Genomic DNA, 25,645 nt, shown 5'->3' with positions numbered 1-25,645 from the left:
TCAAATTCCCCCAAAAACCTCAGAAGTAAAGCTCCCATGTAGACCATAGGGGATATGATGCTTCAGATGTAGCCGTGCAATTTCTCCTTTAGAGAAATCACTAGCATCTAAAATTACCAAATCTGAGCGGTGATGGGCAGCATCATAAACCAAAGCTAACACCCAACCATCATCTTCCTTTTCAGAACCTGGGCGCGGGACAAAAATCGGTTCACCGACAAAACCACGGGGTGCAGCACTCCAAAGTTGTCTTTCAAGAGACTCTAAATCAATTTTCAGCAATGCTTGTAAGGGAGCATTACCAGTCTCAGCATGAGCCGCACCTATATATAGATATCGATAAGAACGTCCCACATTCGCCGGATGTATGCTGGGAAATTCACAACAACGGCCATCAATCAATTCCTGCCGGACTGTCCCATCCTTTAGATTCAGATAAAATCGCCAAAGTTGCCCAGGTGAAGACGCTTCAAAATCAACTTGTCGAAAATCACTTTTAGGTTCAACTTTTAATAAATCTTGGTAGCAAATGGAGTCAATCCTAACTTCCTCTCCTACCTCAAAAGCATTAACGTGGTGGAAGACGAAACCCGACTGAGTTTCCAGAAATTTTATCTTTTCTTGCCCTTCTTTGGGGAAGCGGGGAATAATTAGAATTTGAGTTGGCTGATTTGGCTGAAATTTGATACATTCTCCCGCCGCACGTATTCCCAAGACGAAAGGTATGGGATTAAAGGTGACAGGATTTTGAAAGAAGATGCAGTAATTGGGAGTAATGACAAAATCGTGAATGAAACAGAAACCTGGAACCTTATGAGCCTGCTGTCTAACAATTTCACCTGCTGAGTTTAGCTCAAAAATATTAACTGTGGTAGATAATCCTGGTTTAGTCGAGAAATTTACCAGGCAAGGTGCGCCCCCATCTTGCTCACAATTTTTTTCCAAACGGGGATGTGCAGCGAAAGCTTCACCTGCTGACAAAGCACCATTAAAATATTCATTCCCCAAGGTTTCAAGAGTATAGGGATCGAGGCGATATGGTTCAGCCGCTTCCCACATTGCTAGCAGTTTTCCACCCCAATAGATAACATTTGTATTGGCGATATTTTTGAGTTTGAAGTCAAAGATATTCGCTAGCCAACCGCCGGGTTTTTGAGTACCAAAAGTACCGCGATAGAGAATTTTTCCCGCCTTTTGCTCTGCTAAATAGCCAGTTGTGCGGACAAAGCGGTTGCGAAAATGGGCACGACCATTGGTAAAGGTAATTTTGCTAATCATCCCATCCCCATCAAACGGATGATGAAGAAACTGCCCATTTATATCCAGCAAACCGGGGCCATTTCTAAACAACGTACCTTGTAACTCTGTGGGGATTTGTCCTTCTATATCATCAATCCAATAATCAAACTCTTGGGTAAGAGATTGATATCCTCCTTGCCAGTCTGCACGAGTGTAGGATTTTTCTGTAACTGGGGTTTCTTGACTTTTCAAACGCATACACTTTGTTTTTTCTGGTTATTTTGGACGAAAATTTAACAGCTAAAAAGAATTTTTTTGCAGCTTTACTACAACGCGAAGGCAGGACACTACCTCGACTCAGGGTGAGATTTATTACACTATTCGACTATTTTCGACTCTGGTTCTCTCAGTACCAATTCAGACATCAAATCTGGCAAAAACGCTTCTTCCCCATCTTTGGCTGCCTCAGTTTGTTCTTCAGCAGCAGGTAGCCAGTTGATAAATGGTAGGGGTAATAGGGTGCTGAGGTTAGTAATTAGCACCAAGAGCCAAAGTGATTCAAAGTTCGTTGCGGTAATCCCCAGCCAATACGTGATTAATGCCCCGAATGCTTGGGAAACTGTTCCGGCTGAATTATAGATTGACATTAACAAGGCAAATAATGTCGCTTCCACACCAGAGGGACAAAGCCTTGCTGCTAGAACCATCACTTGCATAAAGACAATTTTCCCCATCACAGTCAGAATCAGGCTATCACCCAAACTAAACCAGTGGTCATCTATACCCAATAGCCTGTTTGTGTGAGTCACCAACAACAACATCGTCATCCCCAAAAGTGACGAAAGGACAGTACTCCAAGCAAAAATCACCCGAAAAGGGATGCTTTTGAGGAAACGTTGAAAAATCCAAACACCTGCCAAAGAAGCAAAACTTCCCACCAAGTTTACTCGCCCCAAGAATTCTGGTTCAAAGTGAAGTTCGTTGGTAGAGAAGTAGAAAAAGGCTGATTCAGCATTTGGGGTAGCTTGCCAGATGAAGATAAATGCCATTGGTAGCCAAATTGTTTTTTGACTAATGGCTTGGCGTAGCTGCTCCAGCTGATGTTTGATTGGCAAAGAGTTGGTGTGATTACTATCTTGAGTATCTTGACTAACGGGGGACTCAGCAATTAACCAAGCTACTCCTGAAACGATCAGCGGAAATAAAGCGGTAATTGCAAAGACGGTACGGGTAGTAAAGTATTGGAGTAGTAGACCGCTACAGTAGGCTGTTATTAAACCTCCGATCGCAGAAGCACCCCAGCACAGAGATTGTAATGAGCCGGCTTTTGCTTGCGATTCGCCTCTGGCTCGTTCTACAACCAGCGAGTCAACTATGACATCACTCATGGCGACACTAAGAGAACCAAGAGCGATCGCTAAGGTAGCTGCCCAGCTAGTATGAACTATTGTGGCCAGACTCATCCAAGAAGCAGTTCCCAGTATCCCAGATAAAATCAAGTAAGGACGGCGACGATAGCCAAATATAGGCAAGCCATCAGAGATAAAACCAAACACCGGCTTGATCATCCAAGGTAGGAAGACAATTCCCAATAGCGCCGACACCTGGACTGGACTCAGCAGCAATTCATCTTTGAGAAAAAAGCTAACGGCTAGACGCGATAGCCCTAAAATTCCTTGAACAAAGTAAACGGTGAGAATTGCAATTAACTCCGCATTTGGTTCATTACCCAAGAAGATTTTTTGTGTTAATGAGTCTTTGACCTTGGACAAGCCAGATGATTGATCTACCATTCGATAAATATTTTTTAAATTTTATTTACTTGTCTATCATATCGATTCCGAGGAGGTGGGTTTTTTCTCACCTTTTTCCTTTGGTTTGTTCTTGGAGTATTATTTAAGGCTTTTCTAACAACTTTTCTTTCTTCTAGGAAGATGTTCTCGTTTCTGAACGGCTATTCTGCTTTGAATTTGGGACATCAAATACAGTTCTATCTACTGCGATGATTTGCCCCTGTGAGTTGTCTCAAAAGACACACATAAACTGGCGTTACTGATTTGGGAACAATAAATTCAGAAATTACCACGGTTTAGCAGTATGGTCAGCAGCATGGTCAGTATTCCCGGATACGACATAACTGAAGAAATCTACAATGGTTCCAGAACTCTAGTTTATCGGGGGTATCGAGAAACTGACTCATTACCTGTAGTAATTAAACTGCTAAAAAATTCATATCCCAGTTTCAGCGATCTGTTGCAGTTTCGCAATCAGTACACAATTGCCAAAAATCTTAACTCATCTGCGATTGTCCAAACCTACAGTCTGGAGGCGTATCAAAATGGTTATGCGTTGGTAATGGAAGATTTTGGTGGGATTTCTCTGAAAGATTATTTTACTTGTTACCAGACGCCAGATATCAGGTCTTTACAAGAATTTTTACTTTTAGCGATCGCTCTGTGTGATGCATTAGATATCCTAATTCATCATCGGATTATTCACAAAGATATTAAACCCGCCAATGTTTTAATTAATCCAGAAACTAAAGAAGTTAAGTTAATTGACTTTAGTATTGCATCTTTGCTGCCACGAGAAACTCAAATTTTGATGAGTCCTAATGTATTAGAAGGAACACTCGGCTATTTGTCTCCAGAGCAAACCGGACGAATGAATCGGGGAATTGATTACCGTACTGATTTTTATTCTTTAGGTGTAACTTTTTATGAGTTGCTCTCAGGGGAATTACCATTTCAATCGCAAGATCCGATGGAATTGGTGCATTGTCATATTGCCAAACTTCCGCCACTTTTAGGGGAGAGGGGACAGATTCCTCAAGTTTTGTGTGACATTGTGATGAAACTGATGGCGAAAAATGCTGAAGACCGCTATCAGAGTGCATTCGGGCTAAAATATGATTTAGAAAAATGTTTGGCTCAACTCCAGGAGACGGGAAAAATTGCAAGTTTCCCAATTGCTCAACGGGATGTGTGCGATCGCTTTATTATCCCAGAAAAACTTTATGGTCGCGAGCATGAAGTTGAAACTCTGCTCAAAGCATTTGAACGCGTTAGCAACCCCCCTGAATCCGGGGGAGTAAGGGGGGTCGAATTAATGCTGGTGGCTGGTTTTTCTGGTATTGGTAAAACAGCGATTGTTAACGAGGTTCACAAACCCATTGTCCGGCAGCGGGGCTACTTCATTAAAGGCAAATTTGACCAATTTAATCGGAATATTCCCTTCTTTGCTTTTGTGCAGGCATTTCGAGACTTAATGGGACAATTGCTGAGTGAAAGTGATGTCCATTTGTCAACTTGGAAAAATAAAATTTTACAAGTGCTGGGCGATCAGGGGCAAGTCATTCTTGAGGTAATTCCCGAACTAGAACAAATTATTGGCCAACAACCACCGGCAACGGAACTTTCACCAAATGCAGCCCAGAATCGGTTTAATTTATTATTACAAAGGTTTATTCAGGTATTCACTACCAAAGAACATCCCCTAGTCATATTTTTAGATGATATGCAGTGGGCTGATTCAGCATCGATGAAGTTGATCCAGTTACTAATGAATGAGTCAAACTCAGGATATTTATTATTAATTGGAGCTTATCGAGATAATGAAGTTTCTGCTGCCCATCCATTGATGTTGACATTAGATGAAATTGCCAAAGCTAATGCTACTGTTAACAAAATTACATTAGCGCCGCTGAGTGAAGCCAGTTTAAATCAATTGGTTGCCGATACTCTAAACTGTTCTCTAGAAACTACAGAAATCTTAACACAGTTAGTATATCAGAAAACCAAGGGTAATCCATTTTTTAGTACGCAGTTTTTCAAAGCACTGCATCAAGATCGGCTAATTAAATTTGATTTAAATAGCGGCAGTTGGCAGTGTGATATTGCCCAGATGAAGGCGTTAGCTCTGACAGATGATGTGGTTGATTTTATGGTATTGCAGTTGCGAAAATTATCAGAATCAACGCAGAATGTTTTGAAATTAGCAGCTTGTATTGGTAATCAATTTGATTTGGCAACATTGGCAATTGTTTCTGAAAATTCTGAAACCGAAACAGCAACATTTCTCTGGAAAGCATTACAAGAGGGATTAATTCTTCCCCAAAGTGAAGTTTACAAATTTTATGTCGGGCGAGAAACACAGGATTTAGTACAAAGTTCGCTAACTGTAAACTATAAATTTTTACACGATCGCGTTCAACAAGCAGCTTATGCGTTGATCCCAGAGTCAAAAAAGCAATCTATCCATTTGCAAATTGGCCAACTGCTATTAAGCAAAATACCGATTCAAAAACAGGAAGAGAGAATTTTTGAGATTGTTAATCAGTTAAATATTGGTGTAAAGCTAATCACTCAACAGTCTGAGCGAGATCGATTAGCAGAGTTAAATTTGCTGGCTGGGCAAAAAGCCAAACTATCCACTGCTTATACGAATGCAATAGAATATATCAGTTGCGGTATTCAACTATTGAGAAAAGATAGCTGGCAACAACAGTATCCACTGACATTAGCCTTGTATGAAGAAGCTGCTTCGGCAGCCTATCTTATGGGCCAGTTTGATGAAGTAGAAGAGTTTGTTGAGCAAGTGCAACAACACGCTAAAGTCTTAATAGATCGGGTGAAATCGATTGAGATTCAAATCCAATCTTATTTAGCTCAGAGTCGTTTTGATGATTCAATTCGGACTGCGATCGCACTGCTAAATCTCTTAGGTGTGAAACTATCCCATCAAGCGAATAAAATACAAACATTACTCAATCTAGCTCAAACAAAATTACGATTTGTAGGTAAATCTCCTTTAAGTTTGATTGATTTACCTAATATGACTGGGGACAAACAACTAGCAGCAATCCGAATTTTAGCTAGTACGAATTCCACAGCTTATATTGCTCGTCCAGATTTACTGCCACCAATAATCTTGAGCGAAGTCAATTTATCGATGCAGTACGGTAATGCTGCCGCATCTGCATTTGGCTATGCCTGGTATGGATTGATTGAGTGTGGCATTCTGGGAAATATTGAAACAGGTTATAGATTTGGTCGATTAGCATTACAAGTTCTCGAAAAATTCCATAGCAAAGAATTTAAAGCTAGAACTTTCTTCATTGTTCAAACATTTATTAATCACTGGCATCAACCACTTAAAGACACAATTGCACCGTTAATTGAAGCCTATCAAGTGGGTTTAGAAACCGGAGATATTGAATATGCGGCTTGGGCTAGCTATAGCTGTAGTTTTCATGGATACTTTATAGGGCAAGAATTGGCTGAGTTAGAAAAACAGATGGGTGACTATGCTGAAGTCTACAGCCATTTTAGACAAGAAAAACCCCAGACTTATATTAATTCATTTCGTCAAGCCATCTTGAATTTGTTAGGACAATCTACCGATCCCAGTTATTTATCAGGTGCTGTTTATGATGCCCAAACTATCCGTCCATTACAAGAGCAAGCAGGCGATCGCACTGGATTGAGCTTTAGCTATGCCAATGAACTGATACTTTGCTACCTGTTTGAAAATTATACTAGAGCATCTGAGGCAGCAATTCAGGCGATAACTTATTTAGATGGGGTAACATCGGCAGCAGTTGTACCAATAGTTTATTTTTATGAAGCGTTAACCCAACTAATTCTCTATCCAACAGCAACGACTAACGAAAAAAAACAGATTCTTAAAAAAGTCACATCCCATCAGAAAAAGCTGAAAAAATGGGCGCATCATGCCCCAATGAATCATCAACACAAATTTTATTTAGTCGAAGCAGAACGGCAGCGGATTTTGCTGCACAAAAATAAAGCAATGGAATTGTACAATCGCGCTATAACTCTAGCGAAAGAAAATGCATATATCCAAGAAGAAGCCTTGAGTAATGAACTAGCGGCCAAGTTTTACCTCGACTGGGACAAAGAAAAAATCGCCCAAGTTTATATGCAAGAAGCTTATTACTGCTATGCACGTTGGGGCGCTAAAGCTAAAACTGAAGACTTAGAAAAACGTTATCCTCAACTGCTTATTCCTATCTTACAAGGGCAAATTAATCACTTTCAACTGAGTTCAACTGTCGATGCATCATTATTACCAAATAAAACAATCCACACAAACCTTTCTAGCAGCAGTATTTCGGAAGCCCTCGATTTGTCCACCATTTTGAAAGCCTCACAAGCCCTCTCCAGTGAAATTCAATTAGAGCAATTACTCACTACACTTTTGCAAGTAGTGATAGAAAATGCTGGGGCACAAAAAGCTGCATTACTTGTACTCAAACAGGAAAATTTAGTGGTTGAAGCTATAGCCACTATTGATGAAGGAGTCACCCTATTATCTGTACCACTGTCAACCAGCGAAGATATTCCCATTACACTTGTAAATTTTGTCAAACACAGCTTAAAAACTGTTGTTCTGGATGATGCAACAGCACAAACTGATTTTATCGCCGATCCATATTTAATGCAGCAACAACCTAAGAGTGTGTTGTGTACGCCGATATTAAATCAGGGAAAAATCATTGGGCTGCTATATTTAGAAAATCCGTTAACAATTGGTGCATTTACTCGCGATCGCATCGAAGTTATCCAACTGCTATGCGCTCAAGCTGCCATCTCTCTAGAAAATGCCCGCCTTTATCAAGAATACCAGAATTATGCTCATCAACTAGAGCGATCGCTGCAAGAACTTGAGCAAGCCCAATTACAAATGGTGCAAAACGAAAAAATGGCAACCTTGGGCAATTTGGTTGCAGGTGTGGCACATGAAATTAATAATCCCATTGGATTTCTGGAAGGTAGCCTCCACAATGCTGAAGAGTATACTCAAGACTTACTCGCTCATATCCAATTGTTTAAACAATATCATCCCACTCTTGCGATCGCAGTCATTGAGCATGGCGAAAAAATTGACCTCGAATTCTTGATTGAAGATTTACCAAAATTAGTAAGTTCGATGAAGGTGGCTTCGGAACGCATTAAAGACATTAGTACTAGTCTCCGCACCTTCTCCAGAGCCGATACAGCCGAAAAAGTTGCTTGTAACCTCCATGAAGGGATTGAGAGTACTCTGTTAATTTTGAAATATCGCCTCAAAGCTAACGAAAAACGTCCAGCGATCGAAGTCATCACTGAATATGGAAATTTACCTCCTGTCGAGTGCTTTTTAGGACAGCTAAATCAAGTATTTATGAACATCCTTGCAAATGCAATTGATGTCTTCGATGCATCCATTGAGGGGCGTTCTTTTGCCCAAGTGCAAGGCGATCGTCAGCAAATACTGATTCAAACTGAAGTATCCAGTAACGAACAAACGGTAATAATTCGGATGAAAGATAATGGTCAAGGGATGTCAGAGGAAATTAGATTGCGGATCTTCGACCACCTATTTACAACCAAAGAGGTTGGCAAAGGAACAGGATTAGGATTAGCGATCGCTCGTCAAATTGTTGAGGAAACCCATGATGGAAGCTTGAGTTGCAATTCTGTACTTGGTGAAGGAACAGAATTTATCATTGAGATTCCAGTATTTTAACTCTACCTAGCTAAGAGGATGTTTTAAAAATATTGGGCGAATAGAATTCGCTACTACACCAACAAAGTCCACTAATGCAAAACAAGGGTTTGCCTGTGTAGCGGCGAATTCCAATCGCCCAGCAAGTAATAAATTAAACTTTTCAAACAACCTCTAATAACAAGAATTGGTTTAAACGGACTAATCAAATATTCTTAGTCCGTTTAAACCAACTTGAGCTTTTAGCCTGAAAATAAATTTTCGGGCGATTTTTAAGCTTTTGTAACAGCTTTTAAGATGGTGGTTCTACACATATTCATATCGGGAATTAGGAATGCTTAACATCTAGAAAAGGCAGTTGCTTGGAACCATTAGCACCAATAACTTCAATACCTTGTTTGCCACGAATACCGTCTACTGGCAGAGAAACTGTATAAGGTGCGGTAGCTGGTAGTCCGATTCCGGGCAAAGTGCCAACGACCTCAACTCCCCAATATTCAGGTTGCTGGACGTATACAAGTGGTACAAGATTCACTTCCAAATTCAAGTATGGTTTCGTCCCTCTGACAACTAAAATATAAGTGCCACTTACTATACCAGGACGAATTTCTGCTTCTTCAAAGTCAATTAATCGAGATGACTCTGGTTTTGGTAAAGCTCGAAATTGACTAAGACTTTGCTCTAATGTACTCATTTTTTCTCCTGTAGAAGAACTATGTTGTTGTTGAATCAACTAATTAAGGAGATAACAAGATATTTTCAATCTTGTACCTTCAACTTTTTAGCTTCTTAGTTAATTCATCAAGGTAGAAAGCAAAGTTTATGCAATGCCAACTTATTCTTTACATTTCTTTATAGTAGTTGCCGTTTACGTGAGGTACGCCCGTAGGGGAACCATTGATATCATGTCCCCACAGTCTTATACTACGTTAAGGTCTTATCTATATATTGATATTGCATTCTTGTTTAAATTGGCATGGTCAAAGAAATCCATTATTTAATACGCTTTCATTCCCTAGTGACTGTTATTTTTAATAAAAATTTATTTTTGTTCAAAATCTACTAATACAGTACAGTTTCAGATCCACCGTCCTCAGTAATTTCTGTGCGATCGCTTTCAACTCTTGTAACTCGTCGTCAGAACCTCGCAGCATAACCCCAAAGTTAAAAAACTCTTACAGCTTGCTTGTCTACTAGCGGGGACGACACGCTACACGAGTAAATCAAACAACTGTTTAGCTGCTGCATTTTGCTCGTTAGTGGTTATCAAGACATGAAGAACACATAAAGATAAGTACTGACATTATATATACCGATCGGCAAATAATGTGAAGAGTATGCAAAGATATGTCTTTAAGTGTGGACATCTCAGTAAATATTCAGATATGGTTATCAAAGTGTTATTTAGATGTTCCTTATTTTTAAGCTACACACCCACGGGCAGTAGCCCACAACAATTGCATAAAAATTCTTTCCCTATCGAAAGTGAATTATTCTCTATATTTACGACAGTAGGGCTACGCTTTTATAAGAAATATGAAGTGTTGGTTTTAGGCATTCAAGCTTAATTTTTCGGCACTTTGTTCAGTGATTGCTGGGTTGATCTGCGGATCAAGAATGATAAAAAAAGCGTGAAACCATCTGTTTTCCTAAATACACGCTCATAAATATATACAATGCTTAAGACTTAGATAGTCGTAAATAGCATTATTACTGGTACACAAATAACGAATGAAAAAGGAAATAGGGAATAGGTAAAGCCGGATTTCTCACGCATAGTGTAGGCAGAGGGAGTGTGGGGAGTAAGACTTCTTCCCCATCCTCCCACACCTCCCACACCCCTTGGATTTCTCACTTGTTGAGAAATCCAGGGTAAAGACTTTAACTTTGAACCTCCTGCCTCCTGCCTTTTTCAAGTCAGTTAGACAAGTCCTGCTTACAAGCTTATCAATAGGGTAAATCTTCGAGAAAATTGCTAGCCCTCAAGGGTGACATAAAAGTATGTCGAAAGCGTTAACTCTCGACGATTTCTGTGTGTCCTTAAACAACATTAACAACAAGTTAATAGCTGAAATTACTCAAAAAATCGATTCAGGAAGGTAAGAGTTATGGTGAATATCATTGGAACCAACGGTAAGGATACTCTACTGGGTACTCAGGATGCAGATACAATCAACGCTAAAGTAGGTGATGATATCATCGATGGCAAAAATGGCAACGACCTTTTAAGCGGTGATGCCGGAAATGATACCCTCATTGGTGGTGCAGGCAATGATACTCTCCTTGGTGGTACGGATAACGACTCTCTCCGTGGTGGTACGGGTAGTGACTCCCTACGTGGTGGTACTGGTAATAACCTGCTGCGGGGTGATGAGGGAAATGATACCCTTGATGCTTCCTATTCTTCTGGAAATAACATCCTCAGTGGAGATGCAGGGGATGACTACCTTGATATTAGCTATTCTGCTGGCAACAATACGGTTTCAGGCAAAGACGGCGATGATTCCTTTTACGCTGATGAAGTCCGGGGTAGAAACACTCTAAATGGAGGCGCTGGTAATGACACGTTCTATTTGTCCGCCTCAAAAACTTCCCCCTCTTCCTTAACGACTCAAAGCGTAAATGGAGAAACAGGTCAGGATTACTTGTCTGTATATTACACCCGTGCTACTAAAGGAATCACTTCGAGTTTCGATGCTGCTACTAACACTGGCTCAATTCGGGCTGGCACAAGTCGGATTAACTACACCAATATCGAACAATTAGAAATTAGAGGTACAACCTACGCTGATTTTATTGTCGGAAGCAATGGCAACGATTTACTCTTCGGAGGCAGTAGTGGCAACGATTCAAATTATGGCAATGATACAATTTTTGGCGGTGAAGGTAACGATTACTTGAATGTTGATTATTCAACCAGCGATAACATCCTTAACGGTGGTGCTGGTAACGATCAATTCAGTGCTACCTCTTCAACAGGCAATAACCTGATCTCTGGTGGCGATGGTAATGATAATCTCTCTGCGTCTAAGACAGATGGCAATAACACCCTCAACGGTGGTGCTGGTGACGATCAATTAGATGCTAACTATTCAACAGGCGATAACATCCTCAATGGAGGAGATGGCAATGATTCTCTTAGCGCCTCTCGCGAATACGACTATTCCGCCTCTTTTACCTCCGGTGATAACACTCTCAATGGTGGTGCTGGTGACGATCAATTGAGTGTTAACTATTCAACAGGCGATAACATCCTTAATGGGGGGGATGGCAATGATTCTTTTAGCGCCTCTGGCTACTACGACGACAAAAAAGCCGAGGGTAGGTTTGGTAATAACATTTTCAATGGAGAGAATGGTAATGATTCCTTCTCTTTCGTTTTATATACTTCTCCACCTTCCTTAGCGACTCAAACAGTAGATGGGGGGACAGGTGACGATTTGTTGAGCGTTTCGTATATCTATCCTAGTGGGGGAATCACAACAACATTCAATGCTGCTACTAACACTGGCTCCATTAGGGTGGGTACGGATCTGATCAACTACAAGAATATCGAAGGATTACATATCTCTGGTACAGCCTACAATGACTTGATTGTGGGGAGTAATGGCAATGATACTATCTCGCTCTACGGGAGTAGTAGTGGCAATGATACTATCGATGGCGGAAAAGGTGATGATTTATTAGAAGGCTATTATTACAGTAATTCTAGCGACGGTAAGGGAATCACAACGACATTCAATGCTGTTACTAACACTGGCTCCATTACATTAGGTACAAATCAGGTTAGCTACAAGAATATTGAACGATTAAATATCTCAGGTACAGCCTACAATGACTTGATTGTAGGGGGCAATGGCAATGATACACTCACTGGAGGCGATCGCGGCAAAGATACCATAGATGGAGGGAAAGGTAACGATTTGTTGTCTTTTGATAACTATTCCATCGGCCAGGGAATCACAACGACATTCAATGCTGCTACTAATGCTGGTTCGATTACAGCAGGCCCGAATCAGGTGAACTACAAGAATATCGAACAATTAAATATCTCAGGTACAGAATACGATGATTTGATTGTGGGGAGCAATGGCAACGATACCCTCGCTGGGGGACGTGGAAATAACACGATTCTCGGCGGTGCAGGTAAGGATTACTTGAGTGCTGACTATTCAAATGGTAATAATTTGCTCTCTGGTGGTGATGATAATGATTCTCTTGATGTCTCTGGCTCCTACGACGACTACCGAGGCAATTTTGATCTCGATGCTATCTCTGGTAAGAACACCCTCAATGGTGGCGCTGGTGATGATAACTTAGTTACTAACTATTCATCAGGCAATAACTTACTGAATGGGGGCGATGGCAATGATACTCTGACAGCCGCTGGTTCCGCCTCCTTATATTCCGTTTATGGAGCTTATACTGTCTCTGGGAATAATACGCTCGATGGTGGTGCTAATGACGATCGCTTGATTGTTGACTATTCATCAGGCAATAATCTACTGGATGGAGGCGATGGTAATGATACTCTCACAGCCTCTGGCGCTTCTGGTAAAAACACCTTCAAAGGTGGCAAAGGTAATGATAACCTTTATGGAGGAGCGGGTACTGATACCTTTGTTTTCAATAGTTTCAGTGAAGGCGTTGATAGTATTTATAACTTCAACGTGACTAATGAACTGATTCAGGTATCGGCTGCTGGTTTTGGTGGCGCGTTATCATCAGGTTTACTCTCAGCTAGCTCTTTTACTCTTGGAGCATCTGCAACAACGAGCAATCAGCGATTTATCTATAACAATACTACAGGCGCACTATATTTTGACCAAGATGGCAGTGCGGGTGGATTTGCTCAGGTACAATTTGCACAACTATCTGGTGGAGTGTCACTAAGTCAAAATAACTTGCTAGTTGTTTAATCCTCAACCCTACAGTCTAATAGAAATCTTCAGAATGCGAGGTGTTATATTAAGCACCTCGCATTCAATTTATCAATGGAATTATTAAACCACGCGGTAGAATAATTGTTTCAATCAGTGCAGAATGGTGAGGCGATGTGCTACCGCCCTGCTTTGCTAACGCGCTCCGTTCCGCGCAAGGAGTAAGCAATTGCCCATTTTTTTTAAGAGCGATCGCTTGTAAATTATTGAGAGATCAACAAATGAAAAAAGTAGCGGTATTTGGCAATGCTGGAGGTGGTAAATCAACTCTGAGTAAGAAATTATCAGAAATTACTGGTTTACCACTTCACGTTTTGGACAAGATAAAGTATTTCGCTGGAGGTGTTGAAGTTCCTCATCAAGACTACAAGCATATCCATCAGGAAATTTTACAAACTCAAAGATGGATTATTGACGGTTTTGGTTGCATGGAAACACTCTGGCCAAGACTTGACGAGGCGGATACTCTGGTTTTTGTCGATTTACCACTATATGTCCATGCTTGGTGGGTAACTAAGCGATTCATCACAGGTTACTTTCAACCGCCTGAAGGCTGGCCACAAAATAGTCCTATATTGAAAAGTTCGCTTAAAAGCTACCGTGCGCTTTGGTTATGCCACAAATTTTTGACTCCAAAGTATCGTGAATATATCAAACAAGCTCAAAGCAGCAAAAGTGTTTATCATATTCGCTCAACTAAAGAGATTTTAGACTTTTTTGAATTAATTCAAAATAAAATTAACTCTTAAGAGGCTATTTATAAAGTAAAAATAAAATTATTGTAGGAGAGCCAGTTCGCCCTTGCGGTTCCTCATAAAATTCTAGAGACTGGTAGCGAAGTAGGGTTTCTTACAAATTGGGAATTGGTATTACGGGTAATGTAGTAATTGCTGTGAAGTCACTGAACACTGCTTTTTATACTCGAAAGTCACCATACCCAATCCTAAAACAACTATCTGTCGTTCTACATAGCTAGGAGCATCAACTTTGAGACTACCGCCAATTTGATATTTGTATTTATTCATAGCGATTAAGTTAATTGCTCTCGGAAATACAGCTGATACAATTCACAGCTAGGCATTGCCTGATTTCTTTCAAGTTTTACCAGACCCATACTTTCTAATTTATAGGTAGCGATCGCTTCTAGTTGTACACTTGTTAGAAAGGTAACTACCGGTTTAAGTGCGATCGCGAGTTCTGGATGTTCTTGGAGCTTTACTCTAATTCCAAAAAACTATGGTTTTCAAGATAGACGTGGTTTAGCTATCGTTCCGGTGCTTGTTTGTTCTAATCATCACCCTAAAGGAACGATAGCTTTCTTGTAAATTGGCTCAATTAAAAACTGTCCGAAGTATTGCTCTATTGTATTTGCAGTTTATTTCTCGTTCCCAGATTGGAATCTAGGAACACCAGTAATGATAAGTAGGAGATGATTTATGCCAAGATGGAATGCAGAAAAAAAACAAGCGTATCGAACTGAGGTAATTCAACGCGTTACCGCAGCGATGCCCTCAGTAATGCAGGAATATGCCTCAATTAATTGGGCGGAAGAACTTAAAGGCTACCATACCGAGCATGAATATTACCCTGACTATATCCACGCTCCCATTCATGGGTCAACTGATTCCTATACCAACCCTCAGTCGTGTTTAGCCTGGGATGCTGCTATGGATGCGATTATTCCCATGAGCCACAATGTTAGTTGTCAGCAGTTGCGCGAGACAATGGCTGAACTAATTCCTCAAGACGCTCAAATTGAGACGGTGCTAGAGCTTGGTGCAGGTACGGCGAGTGGAGCGCTGGCATTGGCACAGCGGTTTCCACAGGCTACTTTTCGCATTACTGATGTTTCGCCTTATATGCTGGTGATTAGTCAGCACAAGTTTAACAAGGCTGGATTGAGTGAGCGGGCATCCTTCGAGCAGGTGGACGCCCGCAACACTGGCTACCCTGACAACTCCTTCGATCTTGTCACATCATCACTACTCTTGCACGAGACACCTAAAGAGTGGACGCCTAAGATTCTGAAGGAGATGTACCGCATCACCAAACCCGGTGGTTGGGTACTATACGCTGACACCTATCGTGGTGAATATGCCCTGAGTGCTTCTTTTCAAGAACCGTGGTTGGATGACTTTATCCATTTCAACTTCGAGTACGAGTTTGCGAAAGCAGGTTTTACAGAACTCAATTACATCCGCTATGCCGTGGGTTTGTGGTATATGGTTGGCCGGAAGGTAGAAATGTAACGCATTCCCCACGGATAAATCCGGGGGCTTTTAGCAGCCCTGAGAAATAGCGGCTTGGTTCCTGTGCAAGTAGAATAATGAAACGATCGCCCCATCGCCCTCCAAACCTGATTATTTCTAATCTGGAAACAAACTGGAGACTACAATGACCCCAGCAACGATAGCAACACCAAAAAAAGAATCACCTCTTCTATTTGAGGGAATGACCTGGAGAGAGTTCAAAGCAGTTGAGCAATTATTAGATCGTCCAGGATATCGGCTCTCTTTTCTGGATGGAATTCTGGAAATACGACGAATGCCTGGAGAACCACACGAAACCGTTAAAAAGAGGATTGCTGCATTATTGGAGCTTTACCTGCTCATGGCAGGGTTCGACTTTACTCCAACTGGCTCAATGACTCTGGAAAGTGAAACAGTCGCTGTCAAGCGAGAGGCGGATGAATCTTATAAACTTGCTCCTGGTCGGATGCTACCCGATCTGGCGATCGAGGTGGTGTTTTCCAGTGGCGGCATCAACAAACTGGATGCATACAAGCGGTTGAAGATCAAGGAAGTCTGGTTTTGGGAAGATGGTGTGTTAGAAGTCTATCATCTGCGGGGAGAAGGCAATACACTTCACTATGAAAAGGTTTCTAGTAGTGAAGAAGTGAAAGGAATCGATCTGGATTTGTTGTTACGTTGCATGAATATGGTGAATCACGTAGAGGCGATCAAGACTTTTCAACAGGCGCTCCAGAAATAGGCGATCGCACATACTTATGAGATGCTGGGTTTCACGCTTGAAAGCTACTGTTAAAAAAGATTTTGTTCAGCATAGAGACTTTAAGCTTTCAGTCTTTTGCACCAAGAAAATCGAATTTCTATTGAATATTCATTGGGGAATGGGGACTGGGGAGTGTTGAGAGACGCGATTAATCGCGTCTGTACAAGAGTTAGAAGTACTAATACCAATTCTGTATGAAGATGCGCTAAACCATATTTAAGTACAAGAAAGAAGAAAGAAAAACGAACCGCAAAGGACGCAAAGGACACAAAGGAAGAAAGAAAGAAGTCAAAAGGGTTTGGCGCAGCCTCATAAAGAAATGGTATAAGGTTAAATTTCCGAGTTCAAAGGCTCAAGGTTCAAGCAAAAAGGTGCAACTTCCGAGTTCAAAGGCTCAAGGTTCAAGCAAAAAGATGCAACTTCCGAGTTCAAAGGCTCAAGGTTCAAGCAAAAAGGTGCAACTTCCGAGTTCAAAGGCTCAAGGTTCAAGCAAAAAGGTGCAACTTCCGAGTTCAAAGGCTCAACGTTCAAGCAAAAAGGTGCAACTTCCGAGTTCAAAGGCTCAACGTTCAAGCAAAAAGGCTCAACTTCTGAGTTCAAAGGCTCAACGTTCAAGCAAAAAGGTGCAACTTCCGAGTTCTGAGCTTGAAGCACGTGGCATGGATTTAGGGGGATCTAAAACGTTTTGCTACTAAGAAAAGGACTTTTCAAACATCCTCTAAGCGATCGCTTTACTCATGCTCGATTTTACCAAAAACTATCATTAACTTTTAACTGCTGGCAGATGCTTTTTTTCAGCTTTCCGACTTTGCATACTAAGCTTTTTCCGCCATGTCTCCATATAAATGTAAAACACTGGAGTCAGATAGAGAGTTAATATCTGAGAGAACACCAATCCACCAACGATCGCAATCCCCAAAGGACGACGCGCTTCTGAACCGACTCCTGTCCCCAGCGCAATAGGGAGTGTGCCAATTAAAGCTGCCATCGTCGTCATCATAATCGGGCGGAAGCGAATCAAGCAAGCGGTATAGATGGCATCAAAGGAATTTTTACCTTCCTTTCGTTGCGCTTCAATCGCAAAATCCACCAGCATAATCCCGTTTTTCTTGACGATGCCCACTAACAGGATGATGCCGATGAAAGAATAAAGATTTAAATCAACCTGGAAAATCAGCAGCGTCAGTAATGCACCAAAACCCGCAGAAGGCAGACCGGAAAGAATGGTGATTGGGTGAATGAAATCCTCATAGAGGATACCGAGAATCAGATAGATGACTAAAATAGACACCAACAACAGCGCACCTAAATCGTTGAAGGACTGTTGAAAAGTTTGGGCTGAACCCTGAAAGCTGGTGGTAATTGTTGAGGGTAACACCTCACTGGCTGCTTGCTTGATAGCATCTGTAGCCTGACTTAGAGACGTTCCTGGGAGCGTATCAAAAGAGATAGTTGCAGAGGGGAGTTGAGCAACGTGAGTAACAGTGAGGGGGCCGACATTTTGAGTGATATTAGCGATCGCACTCAGGGGAACAAGTTTCCCAGTACTCGATTGCACATATAGCATCGATAGGGCGCTAGGATCTCGTTGAAACTCCGGTTTCACTTCTAAGATTACATAAAATTGGTCATTTGGGGTATAGATAGTTGACACCTGGCTGGAACCATAGGCTGCACTGAGGGTTTGTTCAACTTGTTGGGCGGTAATGCCAAGGGTTGCGGCTTTGTTGTGGTCAAATTTGACTTGAATTTGGGGAGTGCTGAGTTGTAAATCGGTGTCAACGTTCTGGAGTCCTGGTAGGGTTTTGACTTTATCTACAAGTTTAGGAACGTATTGGCGCAAGTCTTGCAGATTTAAACTCTGCAATGTGAACTGATAAGTAGAATTAGTTTGTTGTCCACCGATGGGAATAGCTGGCGGAGAACGGAGGAATGTCTTAACCCCAACTACACGTCTCAACTTGGGGGTTAACTCTTGAATGATTTGATCGGCACTCAGTTTACGTTCAGAACGTGGCTTGAGCCGAATCGTAATTCGCCCGGAGTTGACTGAGGCGTTCGGGCCACTTGCACCTACAATCGAGTCAACGGCTTCAATATTAGGGTCTTTACGAATAATATCAACAACCTTTTGCTGGTGACGGCGCATATCATCAAAAGAAATATCTTGCGCCCCTTTGGTGTTGGCCATCAGTTGTCCAGTGTCTTCCGTAGGAATAAATCCTTTGGGGACGATGACGAACAAATAGACGGTCATTACCAGCAGAATGCCAGAACCAATGAGTGTCATTAGGCGGTATTTTAAAACGGGCTTGAGCGTCCAATCATATCCTTGCAGTAGTAAATCAAATCCCCCTTCTAAGACTTGATAGAGCCGATTTGGTCTTTGCTGATGGGGTGAACTTAAGAAACGACTGCACAACATGGGGGTGAGACTGAGGGAAACAAAACCCGAAACCAAAATTGCCACTGCGATCGTTACGGCAAATTCATGAAATAATTTACCGATGATTCCACTCATAAACATGATGGGAATGAAAACCGCCACCAAGGAGAGGGTCATTGACAAAATGGTGAAGCTGATTTCCCTCGATCCCTTCAATGCCGCATCTAGGGGAGATTCGCCCATTTCTCGATAACGGACGATATTTTCCAACACCACGATCGCATCATCCACGACAAAGCCCACGGAAAGGGTCAACGCCATGAGTGACAGGTTGTCTAGGGAGAAACCCGACAGATACATCACCGCAAAAGTCCCAATAATCGCCACAGGTAGCGCCAAACTGGGAATCAGCGTTGCAGTGATGTCACGTAAGAATAAGAAAATCACCAAGACAACTAGACAAACTGAGAGAACCAAGGTAAATTTCACATCATTAACAGAGGCTCGGATGGTTTGAGAGCGATCGTACATAATCCCCATCTCAATGGATTTGGGAACTTGTTCGCGGAGTGTAGGTAAAAGTTCTTGGATGGAATCAACGATATTTACCGTGTTTGCACCAGGCTGTGGCTGTACAGCGAGAACAACGGAATGGCGGTTTGTTACCTTGCGATCGCTATACAAATTTGAGACTTTGACGTTTTGTTCGCTGTCAATCACGTCCCCCAAATCCTGGAGCCGCACGGTAGCACCATTCTTATAAGTTACAATTAGCTGGCGATAGCCGACAGCATCGGTAAGTTGACCATTTGCCTGAATCGTATAGGTTTTGTAAGTGTTAGAAAGACTGCCGGTTGGCAAGTTGACATTTCCCTGTTGAATGGCAGTTTTTACCTGACTTAGACCAATTCCTCGCGATGCTAACTCTCGCGGATCGAGCTGGACGCGGACTGCATATTGCTGTTGACCAAAAACCTGTACTTGAGCAACACCATCAATCATTGAGATGGGCTGACCAACTGTTACCTCTGCGTATTCATCTACTGTGGAGATTGGCTGTGTCTCAGAATACATATAGAGGAAGAGAATTGGTGAGACAGACGGGTTAACTTTCCGGTAGGTAGGCGGGTGAGGCATTCCGGCGGGTAATTGTCCGGCTGCGGCTGAAATAGCTGCCTGGACATCTTTGGCGGCATCTTCCACTCGGCGGCTAAAGTCAAATTGTAGAGAGATGTTGGTGCTACCTGTGGAACTGGTGGAATTAAATGAATTGAGTCCGGCAATTTCGGTAAACTGTCTTTCTAGGGGTGCGGCGACCGAAGATGCCATTGTTTCTGGGGTAGCACCAGGGAGACTAGCGGAGACAGATATAAAAGGATATTCAACGTTAGGTAGGGCGCTGATGGGTAACAGTAGATAACTCATCAGACCGAAGATGAGGATACCCATCATTACCAAAGTGGTCATGACTGGACGACGGATGAAGAGTTCTGAAAGGTTCATGGGTTTTGTTATTGAGTTAAGGCTTAACTCTTTCTTGAAAGTCAATTTTTTAAACGAACCGCAAAGGACGCAAAGAGCGCAAAGGAAGAGAAGGAAGAAATGCTTAAGTGAAATGTGTTGAAATATAATTTCAAAGTGAGTTTAATAAATGTGTGATGGGTGCAACGGCTCTATCTGTTATTTATAAACATCTTTAATACCTCCTGAACTGCTTCTTGAACTTACCTATCTCTTCCTTTGCGCCCTTTGTGTCCTTTGCGGTTCGTTTAAAAAAGTTAAACATCACGATCGCCCGCCTGTAAATGAGAACACCCGTCGGAACTTAACTTGATTGAGTTTCTTCCGCCAAGATTCCATATATATATAGAACACGGGTGTTAAATACAGGGTCAATATCTGAGAAAACACTAGCCCACCCACAACTGCAATCCCTAGAGGACGGCGGGATTCCGAGCCAGCCCCAAATCCGATCGCAATCGGCAAAGTTCCCATTAATGCTGCCATCGTTGTCATCATAATTGGACGGAAACGTACCAAACAGGCTTGATAAATCGCCTCAGACGGTTTTTTCCCTTCTTCTCGCTGGGCTTCAATTGCAAAATCCACCATCATAATCCCGTTTTTCTTGACGATGCCCACCAAGAGAATGATGCCGATGAAGGAGTAAACATTGAGTTCGACATGGAATATTATCAGCGTTAACAATGCGCCAAAACCTGCTGACGGCAAACCAGAAAGAATTGTAATTGGGTGAATGAAATCTTCATAGAGAACACCCAGGATTAGATAAATTACTAGGATAGCGATCGCTAACAATAAGCCTAAACTCGGCAGTGAACTTTGAAATACCTGGCTTGCGCCCTGAAAGCTGGTGCTAATGCTCTTAGGAATCACCTGATTAATCACTTTTTCAATCTCTTCGTTGGCATTTCCCAAGGCCACGCCAGGAGCGAGGTTAAAGGAAATAGTCGCAGCATTCATCCGACCGTTATGATTGACCATTAACGGGCTGACTCCCTGAGATAGTTTGGCAAATGTCTTGAGAGGTACTGCCACTCCTGTACTAGAGTTAATGTACAATGTCAACAAAGCATTGATATCCTCCTGATACTGCGGTGCTAATTCCAAAATCACCTGATACTCATTGGTCGCTGCATAGATGGTTGATACTTGATAAGAACCGTAGGCACTTCTCAGGGTATTTTCGATTTGCTCGGCAGTAATACCATAAGTTGACGCTTTATCGCGGTCAATGTCAATTTGAATCTGAGAAGCAAACTGTAAATCGCTGTTCACATCCTGGAGTTCTGGCATCTCCTTCATCTTGGTAACAAGTTGAGGAACATACTCCTGTAAGGGTTTGACATCAGAACTCTGAAGTGCTACCTGATAAAGTCCTGTACTTTGTTGAGCGCCAATCGGTATCGCTGGGGGATTTTGTAAGAATACTTGGATGCCTGGAACAGTGGCTAGTTTGGTTCGCAAATTTTGCACGATTTCGTCAGCCCCTAGTTGACGTTGCGATCGCGGTTTTAACCGAATAAACAAACTGCCGGAATTGGCTGCAACTGCTGCCCCTCCGCCACTAGCACTCGCTCCCGCCCCAATATTGGAGTTGACTGCATCTACATTTGGATCTTGGCGAATTAGGTTAGCAACTGTCTGCTGATGCTGAACAAGATTATCGAAGGATGCATCTTCTGCTGCTTGGGTAACGCCTGTAATTTGCCCGGTATCTTCGCTTGGAATAAAGCCTTTGGGAACTATCATCAACAGCCCAACAGTCACCGCCAAGAGAAAGACAGATAAAATCATCGTGGTGCGATGATATTTTAAGACTTTTTTCAGACTCCAATCGTACAAACCGAGGAAGCGATCGAAGACATATTCGGAAGCTTGGTATAACCGACTTTGATTAGCATGATTTACAGGACGCAGAAAACGGCTGCACAACATCGGAGTCAGAGTCAAAGACACAAAACCAGAGACGAGAATTGCCACTGCGATCGTTACAGCAAATTCATGAAATAATCGTCCCAGTACTTCACTCATGAACAACATGGGGATGAAAACTGCAACTAAGGAAAGGGTCATCGATAAGATGGTAAAACCAATTTCTCTCGACCCATTCAACGCCGCTTCTAGGGGACGTTCCCCCATTTCGATATGACGGACGATATTTTCTAGCATAACGATCGCATCATCCACGACGAAACCCACCGAAAGGGTCAACGCCATTAGTGACAGGTTATCTAGTGAGTAGTGCAGCAAATACATCACTGCAAAAGTACCAATCAGCGAAACGGGTAATGCCAAACTGGGAATCACCGTCGCCGAGAGGTTCCGTAAAAATATGAAAATGACTAAGATCACTAGAGCGATCGTCAAAATCAAGGTAAATCTGACATCATCCACCGAATCTCGAATTGACTGAGACGCATCATAGAGAATCCCAATTTCTACGGATGCCGGAATCTGTTCTCGCAAATTCGGGAGTAATTTCTTAATCGTGTCTACGACTTGTACCGTATTGGTTCCAGGCTGTCTTTGAATGGTGAGAATAATGGCGCGGGTATTGTTGTACCAGCTTGCTACTTTGTCATTTTCTACACTGTCAACAATCCGACCCAGTTGATTGAGATAGATGGGCATTCCATCTTTATAAGACACAATCAATTGACGATAAGCAGCCGCATCCTCAAGTTGACCGTTAGTTTGAACTGTAAAATTCTTGTGATTTCCTGAAAGACTGCCAGTAGGCAAATTGACGTTACCTTGTTGAATCGCCGTCGCCACCTGATCTAGCCCAATTTGCCGTGTAGCCAATTGCTGCGGATCGAGTTGAATTCGAGCCGCATACTTTTGGGAACCGTAGACAGCTACCTGTGCCACCCCATTGATTGTAGATAGCTTTTGCGCCAAATAAGTCTCGGCATAATTATCTACTTGGGAAAGGGGCAGTGTGGGAGAGTCTAGGTAAAGGTAAAGAATCGGTTGATCGGCGGGGTTAACTTTGCTGTAAGTAGGAGGATTAGGTAAATCCGTCGCAATTTGCCCCGATGCTCCCGATATCGCGGCTTGTACATCCTGCGCCGCGTCATCAATGTTCCGACTCAGGTTAAATTGCAGGGTAATTTGAGTCTGTCCCAGAGTACTAGTTGAGTTGAGCGAATCGAGTCCAGCAATACTAGAAAATTGTTTCTCTAGAGGACGGGCAACTGATGCTGCCATCGTTTCCGGGCTGGCTCCCGGTCGGGAAGCACTTACCTGAATTGTGGGATAATCCACACTTGGTAAATCGCTGATGGGCAGCAACCGATAACTCATAAAACCGAAGATCAAAATCGCCGTCATCACCAAAGTCGTCATGATCGGGCGGCGAATAAATGGTTCTGAAAGGTTCATGAATCACCTCCGCCTGACTTCGAGGATTCTCCCCCCTGCTGCCTGCCTCCTGCCCCCCTTCCTCTTCTCGAAGAATTTCCACCTGCGCTTGAGTCATTGCCAGCTGTTTTGACGCGGATTTTGCTACCCGAAACCAGATTCGCTTGACCATCGGTGACAATTTTATCGCCGGGTTGCGGCCCTTTCTGAATCACATCTAATCCATCAATGGTGCTGCTAACTGTAACTGGCACATTTTCCACCGTCATATCTGGCTTAACTACAAATACAAACTGCCCATCGGGGCCATTCTGCACAGCTTGGGAGGGAACAACTGTTGCATTAGGTTCTTCAGTCAGCGTTAGGGTGGCGTTGACAAATTGACCAGGAAACAAGTGTCCCTGAGTATTATCAAAGTCGCCAATCAGTTGAATTGTCCCCGTGGTGTTATCTACCGTATTATTGACAAACGTCAAAGTACCTGGTATAGAACGAGATGGATTATCCGGGAACTTCACATCTACCTTCAGCTTGCCATTCTGCATATACTTTTGTACCTGCGGTAGATTTGTTTCAGGAATGGAAAAAGCAACTTGAATCGGGCGAATTTGGGTGATATTTACCAATGGAGTCGTGCTGTTGGCTTGCACCACATTCCCCTGAGTCACCAAAATATTGCCAGCAAGACCATCAATCGGCGCATAAATTTTGGCGTAAGATAATTGCACTTTGGTATTTTCTAATGCTCCTTGGTCGGAAGTGACAACGGCTTGAGCATTAGCGATCGCAGCTTGATCCCCTTTGACAACTGCACCAGCATTAGTCAGCGCCACGCGATCGCTTTTCAAAACAGCCTCAGCATTAGCGATCGCTTCTCGATCTGCTTGGAGGGTTGCTGTAGCTGATTTACTATTAGAAACGTATTGCTGTGCTTGATCTAAACTAATTGCGCCCTTCTTATACAATGCACTATAGCGATCGCTCTGTCCCTGAGCAAATTCTGCTTGCGCTCGATCCTTGGCTAAATTCGCCTCGGCTTGTCGCACCAAGGCTTGGTCTTTAATTAAAGTGGCTCTAGCTTGGTCTACCTGACCCAAATCTCTAGTTAATGTATCTCTAGCTTGTTGTACCGATGCTTGGTCTTTGGCGACAGTACCTTGAGCTTGCTGGATTGCAGCAGCTTGCGATCGGTCATCTAGGGTAAATAAAAGTTGTCCCTTTTTCACCTCTTGACCTTTCTTGAAATAAACTCCAATAATCCGCCCGCTAGCTTGGGGCGTAATCGCTACCGTAGAACCCGATTGCACATTACCGATCGCTTGCAATTGCACCGGAACGGTTTTTTGTGTCACCATTGCCACGGTTACAGGTGTCACTTGTTGCTTATTACGCCCAGATTTTTCAGTTTTGTCTGACTTAGCTGCACCTGTATGGATACCAAAAATACCCAGCCCAGCCAGCAACAGCACGCCCAAAATGACCAAACGAATCTTTTTCTTTTTTGGCGATCGCGGTAGCTCTGGTTCTATACTGTTCTGAGTCAAACTCTCGTTAGAAATTTCATGGTTCATCAGAACCTCCAATGCATTTTAGTTAATTAAAAACCGTGAAATCCTTTATCACCTCAACTCACACTAATACCAATTTCATTTGAGGCGGCACATCTAATACC

The 25,645-nt window shown here is 42.5% G+C and carries 14 protein-coding genes; 5 read left to right on the top strand and 9 right to left on the bottom strand.

What is annotated here, in order from left to right; all coding sequences use genetic code 11:
• Positions 1-1,497 (bottom strand): carotenoid oxygenase family protein, encoded by a 1,497-nt coding sequence (locus V7K61_RS29740; protein ID WP_335059156.1) that lies wholly within the window; start codon positions 1,495-1,497, stop codon positions 1-3.
• A gap of 119 nt (positions 1,498-1,616) precedes the next feature.
• Complete coding sequence (locus tag V7K61_RS29735) at positions 1,617-3,032, bottom strand: folate/biopterin family MFS transporter (RefSeq protein WP_335059154.1); 1,416 nt, start codon at positions 3,030-3,032, stop codon at positions 1,617-1,619.
• 304 nt (positions 3,033-3,336) lie between these two features.
• On the opposite strand from V7K61_RS29735, the gene V7K61_RS29730 reads away from it, so the two are divergent.
• Positions 3,337-8,769 (top strand): trifunctional serine/threonine-protein kinase/ATP-binding protein/sensor histidine kinase, encoded by a 5,433-nt coding sequence (locus tag V7K61_RS29730; protein ID WP_335059152.1) that lies wholly within the window; start codon positions 3,337-3,339, stop codon positions 8,767-8,769.
• 307 nt (positions 8,770-9,076) lie between these two features.
• Here the strand turns inward: V7K61_RS29730 and V7K61_RS29725 are convergent, their stop codons facing one another.
• Complete coding sequence (locus V7K61_RS29725; RefSeq protein ID WP_094352314.1) at positions 9,077-9,442, bottom strand: hypothetical protein; 366 nt, start codon at positions 9,440-9,442, stop codon at positions 9,077-9,079.
• 1,414 nt (positions 9,443-10,856) lie between these two features.
• On the opposite strand from V7K61_RS29725, the gene V7K61_RS29720 reads away from it, so the two are divergent.
• Together V7K61_RS29720 and V7K61_RS29715 are read left to right on the top strand one after the other, a co-directional pair.
• Entirely contained in the window at positions 10,857-13,667 is a 2,811-nt protein-coding gene (locus V7K61_RS29720) for a beta strand repeat-containing protein (RefSeq protein ID WP_335059150.1), read from the top strand.
• Positions 13,668-13,909: 242 nt separating this feature from the next.
• Positions 13,910-14,437, top strand: a complete 528-nt coding sequence (locus V7K61_RS29715) for an adenylate kinase (RefSeq protein ID WP_335059148.1) — start codon at positions 13,910-13,912, stop codon at positions 14,435-14,437.
• A gap of 120 nt (positions 14,438-14,557) precedes the next feature.
• Here the strand turns inward: V7K61_RS29715 and V7K61_RS29710 are convergent, their stop codons facing one another.
• The gene (locus tag V7K61_RS29710) at positions 14,558-14,713 is read right to left on the bottom strand and encodes a hypothetical protein (protein WP_335059146.1); all 156 of its coding nucleotides are present in this window, start codon (positions 14,711-14,713) and stop codon (positions 14,558-14,560) included.
• Between the two features lie 5 nt (positions 14,714-14,718).
• Positions 14,719-14,913 carry an AAA-like domain-containing protein gene (locus tag V7K61_RS29705; RefSeq protein ID WP_335059265.1) on the bottom strand — a complete coding sequence of 65 codons (195 nt, stop codon included), beginning with the start codon at positions 14,911-14,913 and terminating at the stop codon, positions 14,719-14,721.
• A 211-nt stretch (positions 14,914-15,124) separates the two neighbouring features.
• On the opposite strand from V7K61_RS29705, the gene V7K61_RS29700 reads away from it, so the two are divergent.
• Positions 15,125-15,937: a class I SAM-dependent methyltransferase gene (locus V7K61_RS29700; protein WP_335059144.1), complete on the top strand. Its 813-nt coding sequence runs from the start codon at positions 15,125-15,127 to the stop codon at positions 15,935-15,937.
• A 145-nt stretch (positions 15,938-16,082) separates the two neighbouring features.
• A complete protein-coding gene (locus V7K61_RS29695) occupies positions 16,083-16,679 on the top strand; it encodes a Uma2 family endonuclease (RefSeq protein WP_335059142.1) in 597 nt (198 codons plus the stop codon).
• A 351-nt stretch (positions 16,680-17,030) separates the two neighbouring features.
• On the opposite strand, the gene V7K61_RS29690 is transcribed toward V7K61_RS29695, so the two are convergent.
• The 4 genes from V7K61_RS29690 to V7K61_RS29675 all read right to left on the bottom strand — a co-directional run bounded on the left by V7K61_RS29690 (position 17,031) and on the right by V7K61_RS29675 (position 25,544).
• Complete coding sequence (locus tag V7K61_RS29690; RefSeq protein ID WP_335059140.1) at positions 17,031-17,354, bottom strand: hypothetical protein; 324 nt, start codon at positions 17,352-17,354, stop codon at positions 17,031-17,033.
• Between the two features lie 109 nt (positions 17,355-17,463).
• Positions 17,464-20,589: an efflux RND transporter permease subunit gene (locus V7K61_RS29685; protein WP_335059138.1), complete on the bottom strand. Its 3,126-nt coding sequence runs from the start codon at positions 20,587-20,589 to the stop codon at positions 17,464-17,466.
• Positions 20,590-20,871: 282 nt separating this feature from the next.
• The gene (locus V7K61_RS29680; protein WP_335059136.1) at positions 20,872-23,994 is read right to left on the bottom strand and encodes an efflux RND transporter permease subunit; all 3,123 of its coding nucleotides are present in this window, start codon (positions 23,992-23,994) and stop codon (positions 20,872-20,874) included.
• Entirely contained in the window at positions 23,991-25,544 is a 1,554-nt protein-coding gene (locus tag V7K61_RS29675) for an efflux RND transporter periplasmic adaptor subunit (protein ID WP_335059135.1), read from the bottom strand. Before V7K61_RS29675 ends, V7K61_RS29680 begins: the two co-directional genes overlap by 4 nt.
• Positions 25,545-25,645: the final 101 nt, after the last annotated feature.

This window comes from Nostoc sp., from assembly GCF_036918015.1.
Taxonomy (GTDB): domain Bacteria; phylum Cyanobacteriota; class Cyanobacteriia; order Cyanobacteriales; family Nostocaceae; genus Nostoc.
Note: the sequence above shows the minus strand (reverse complement) of the source record. Positions and strands in the feature narration are given on the sequence as shown.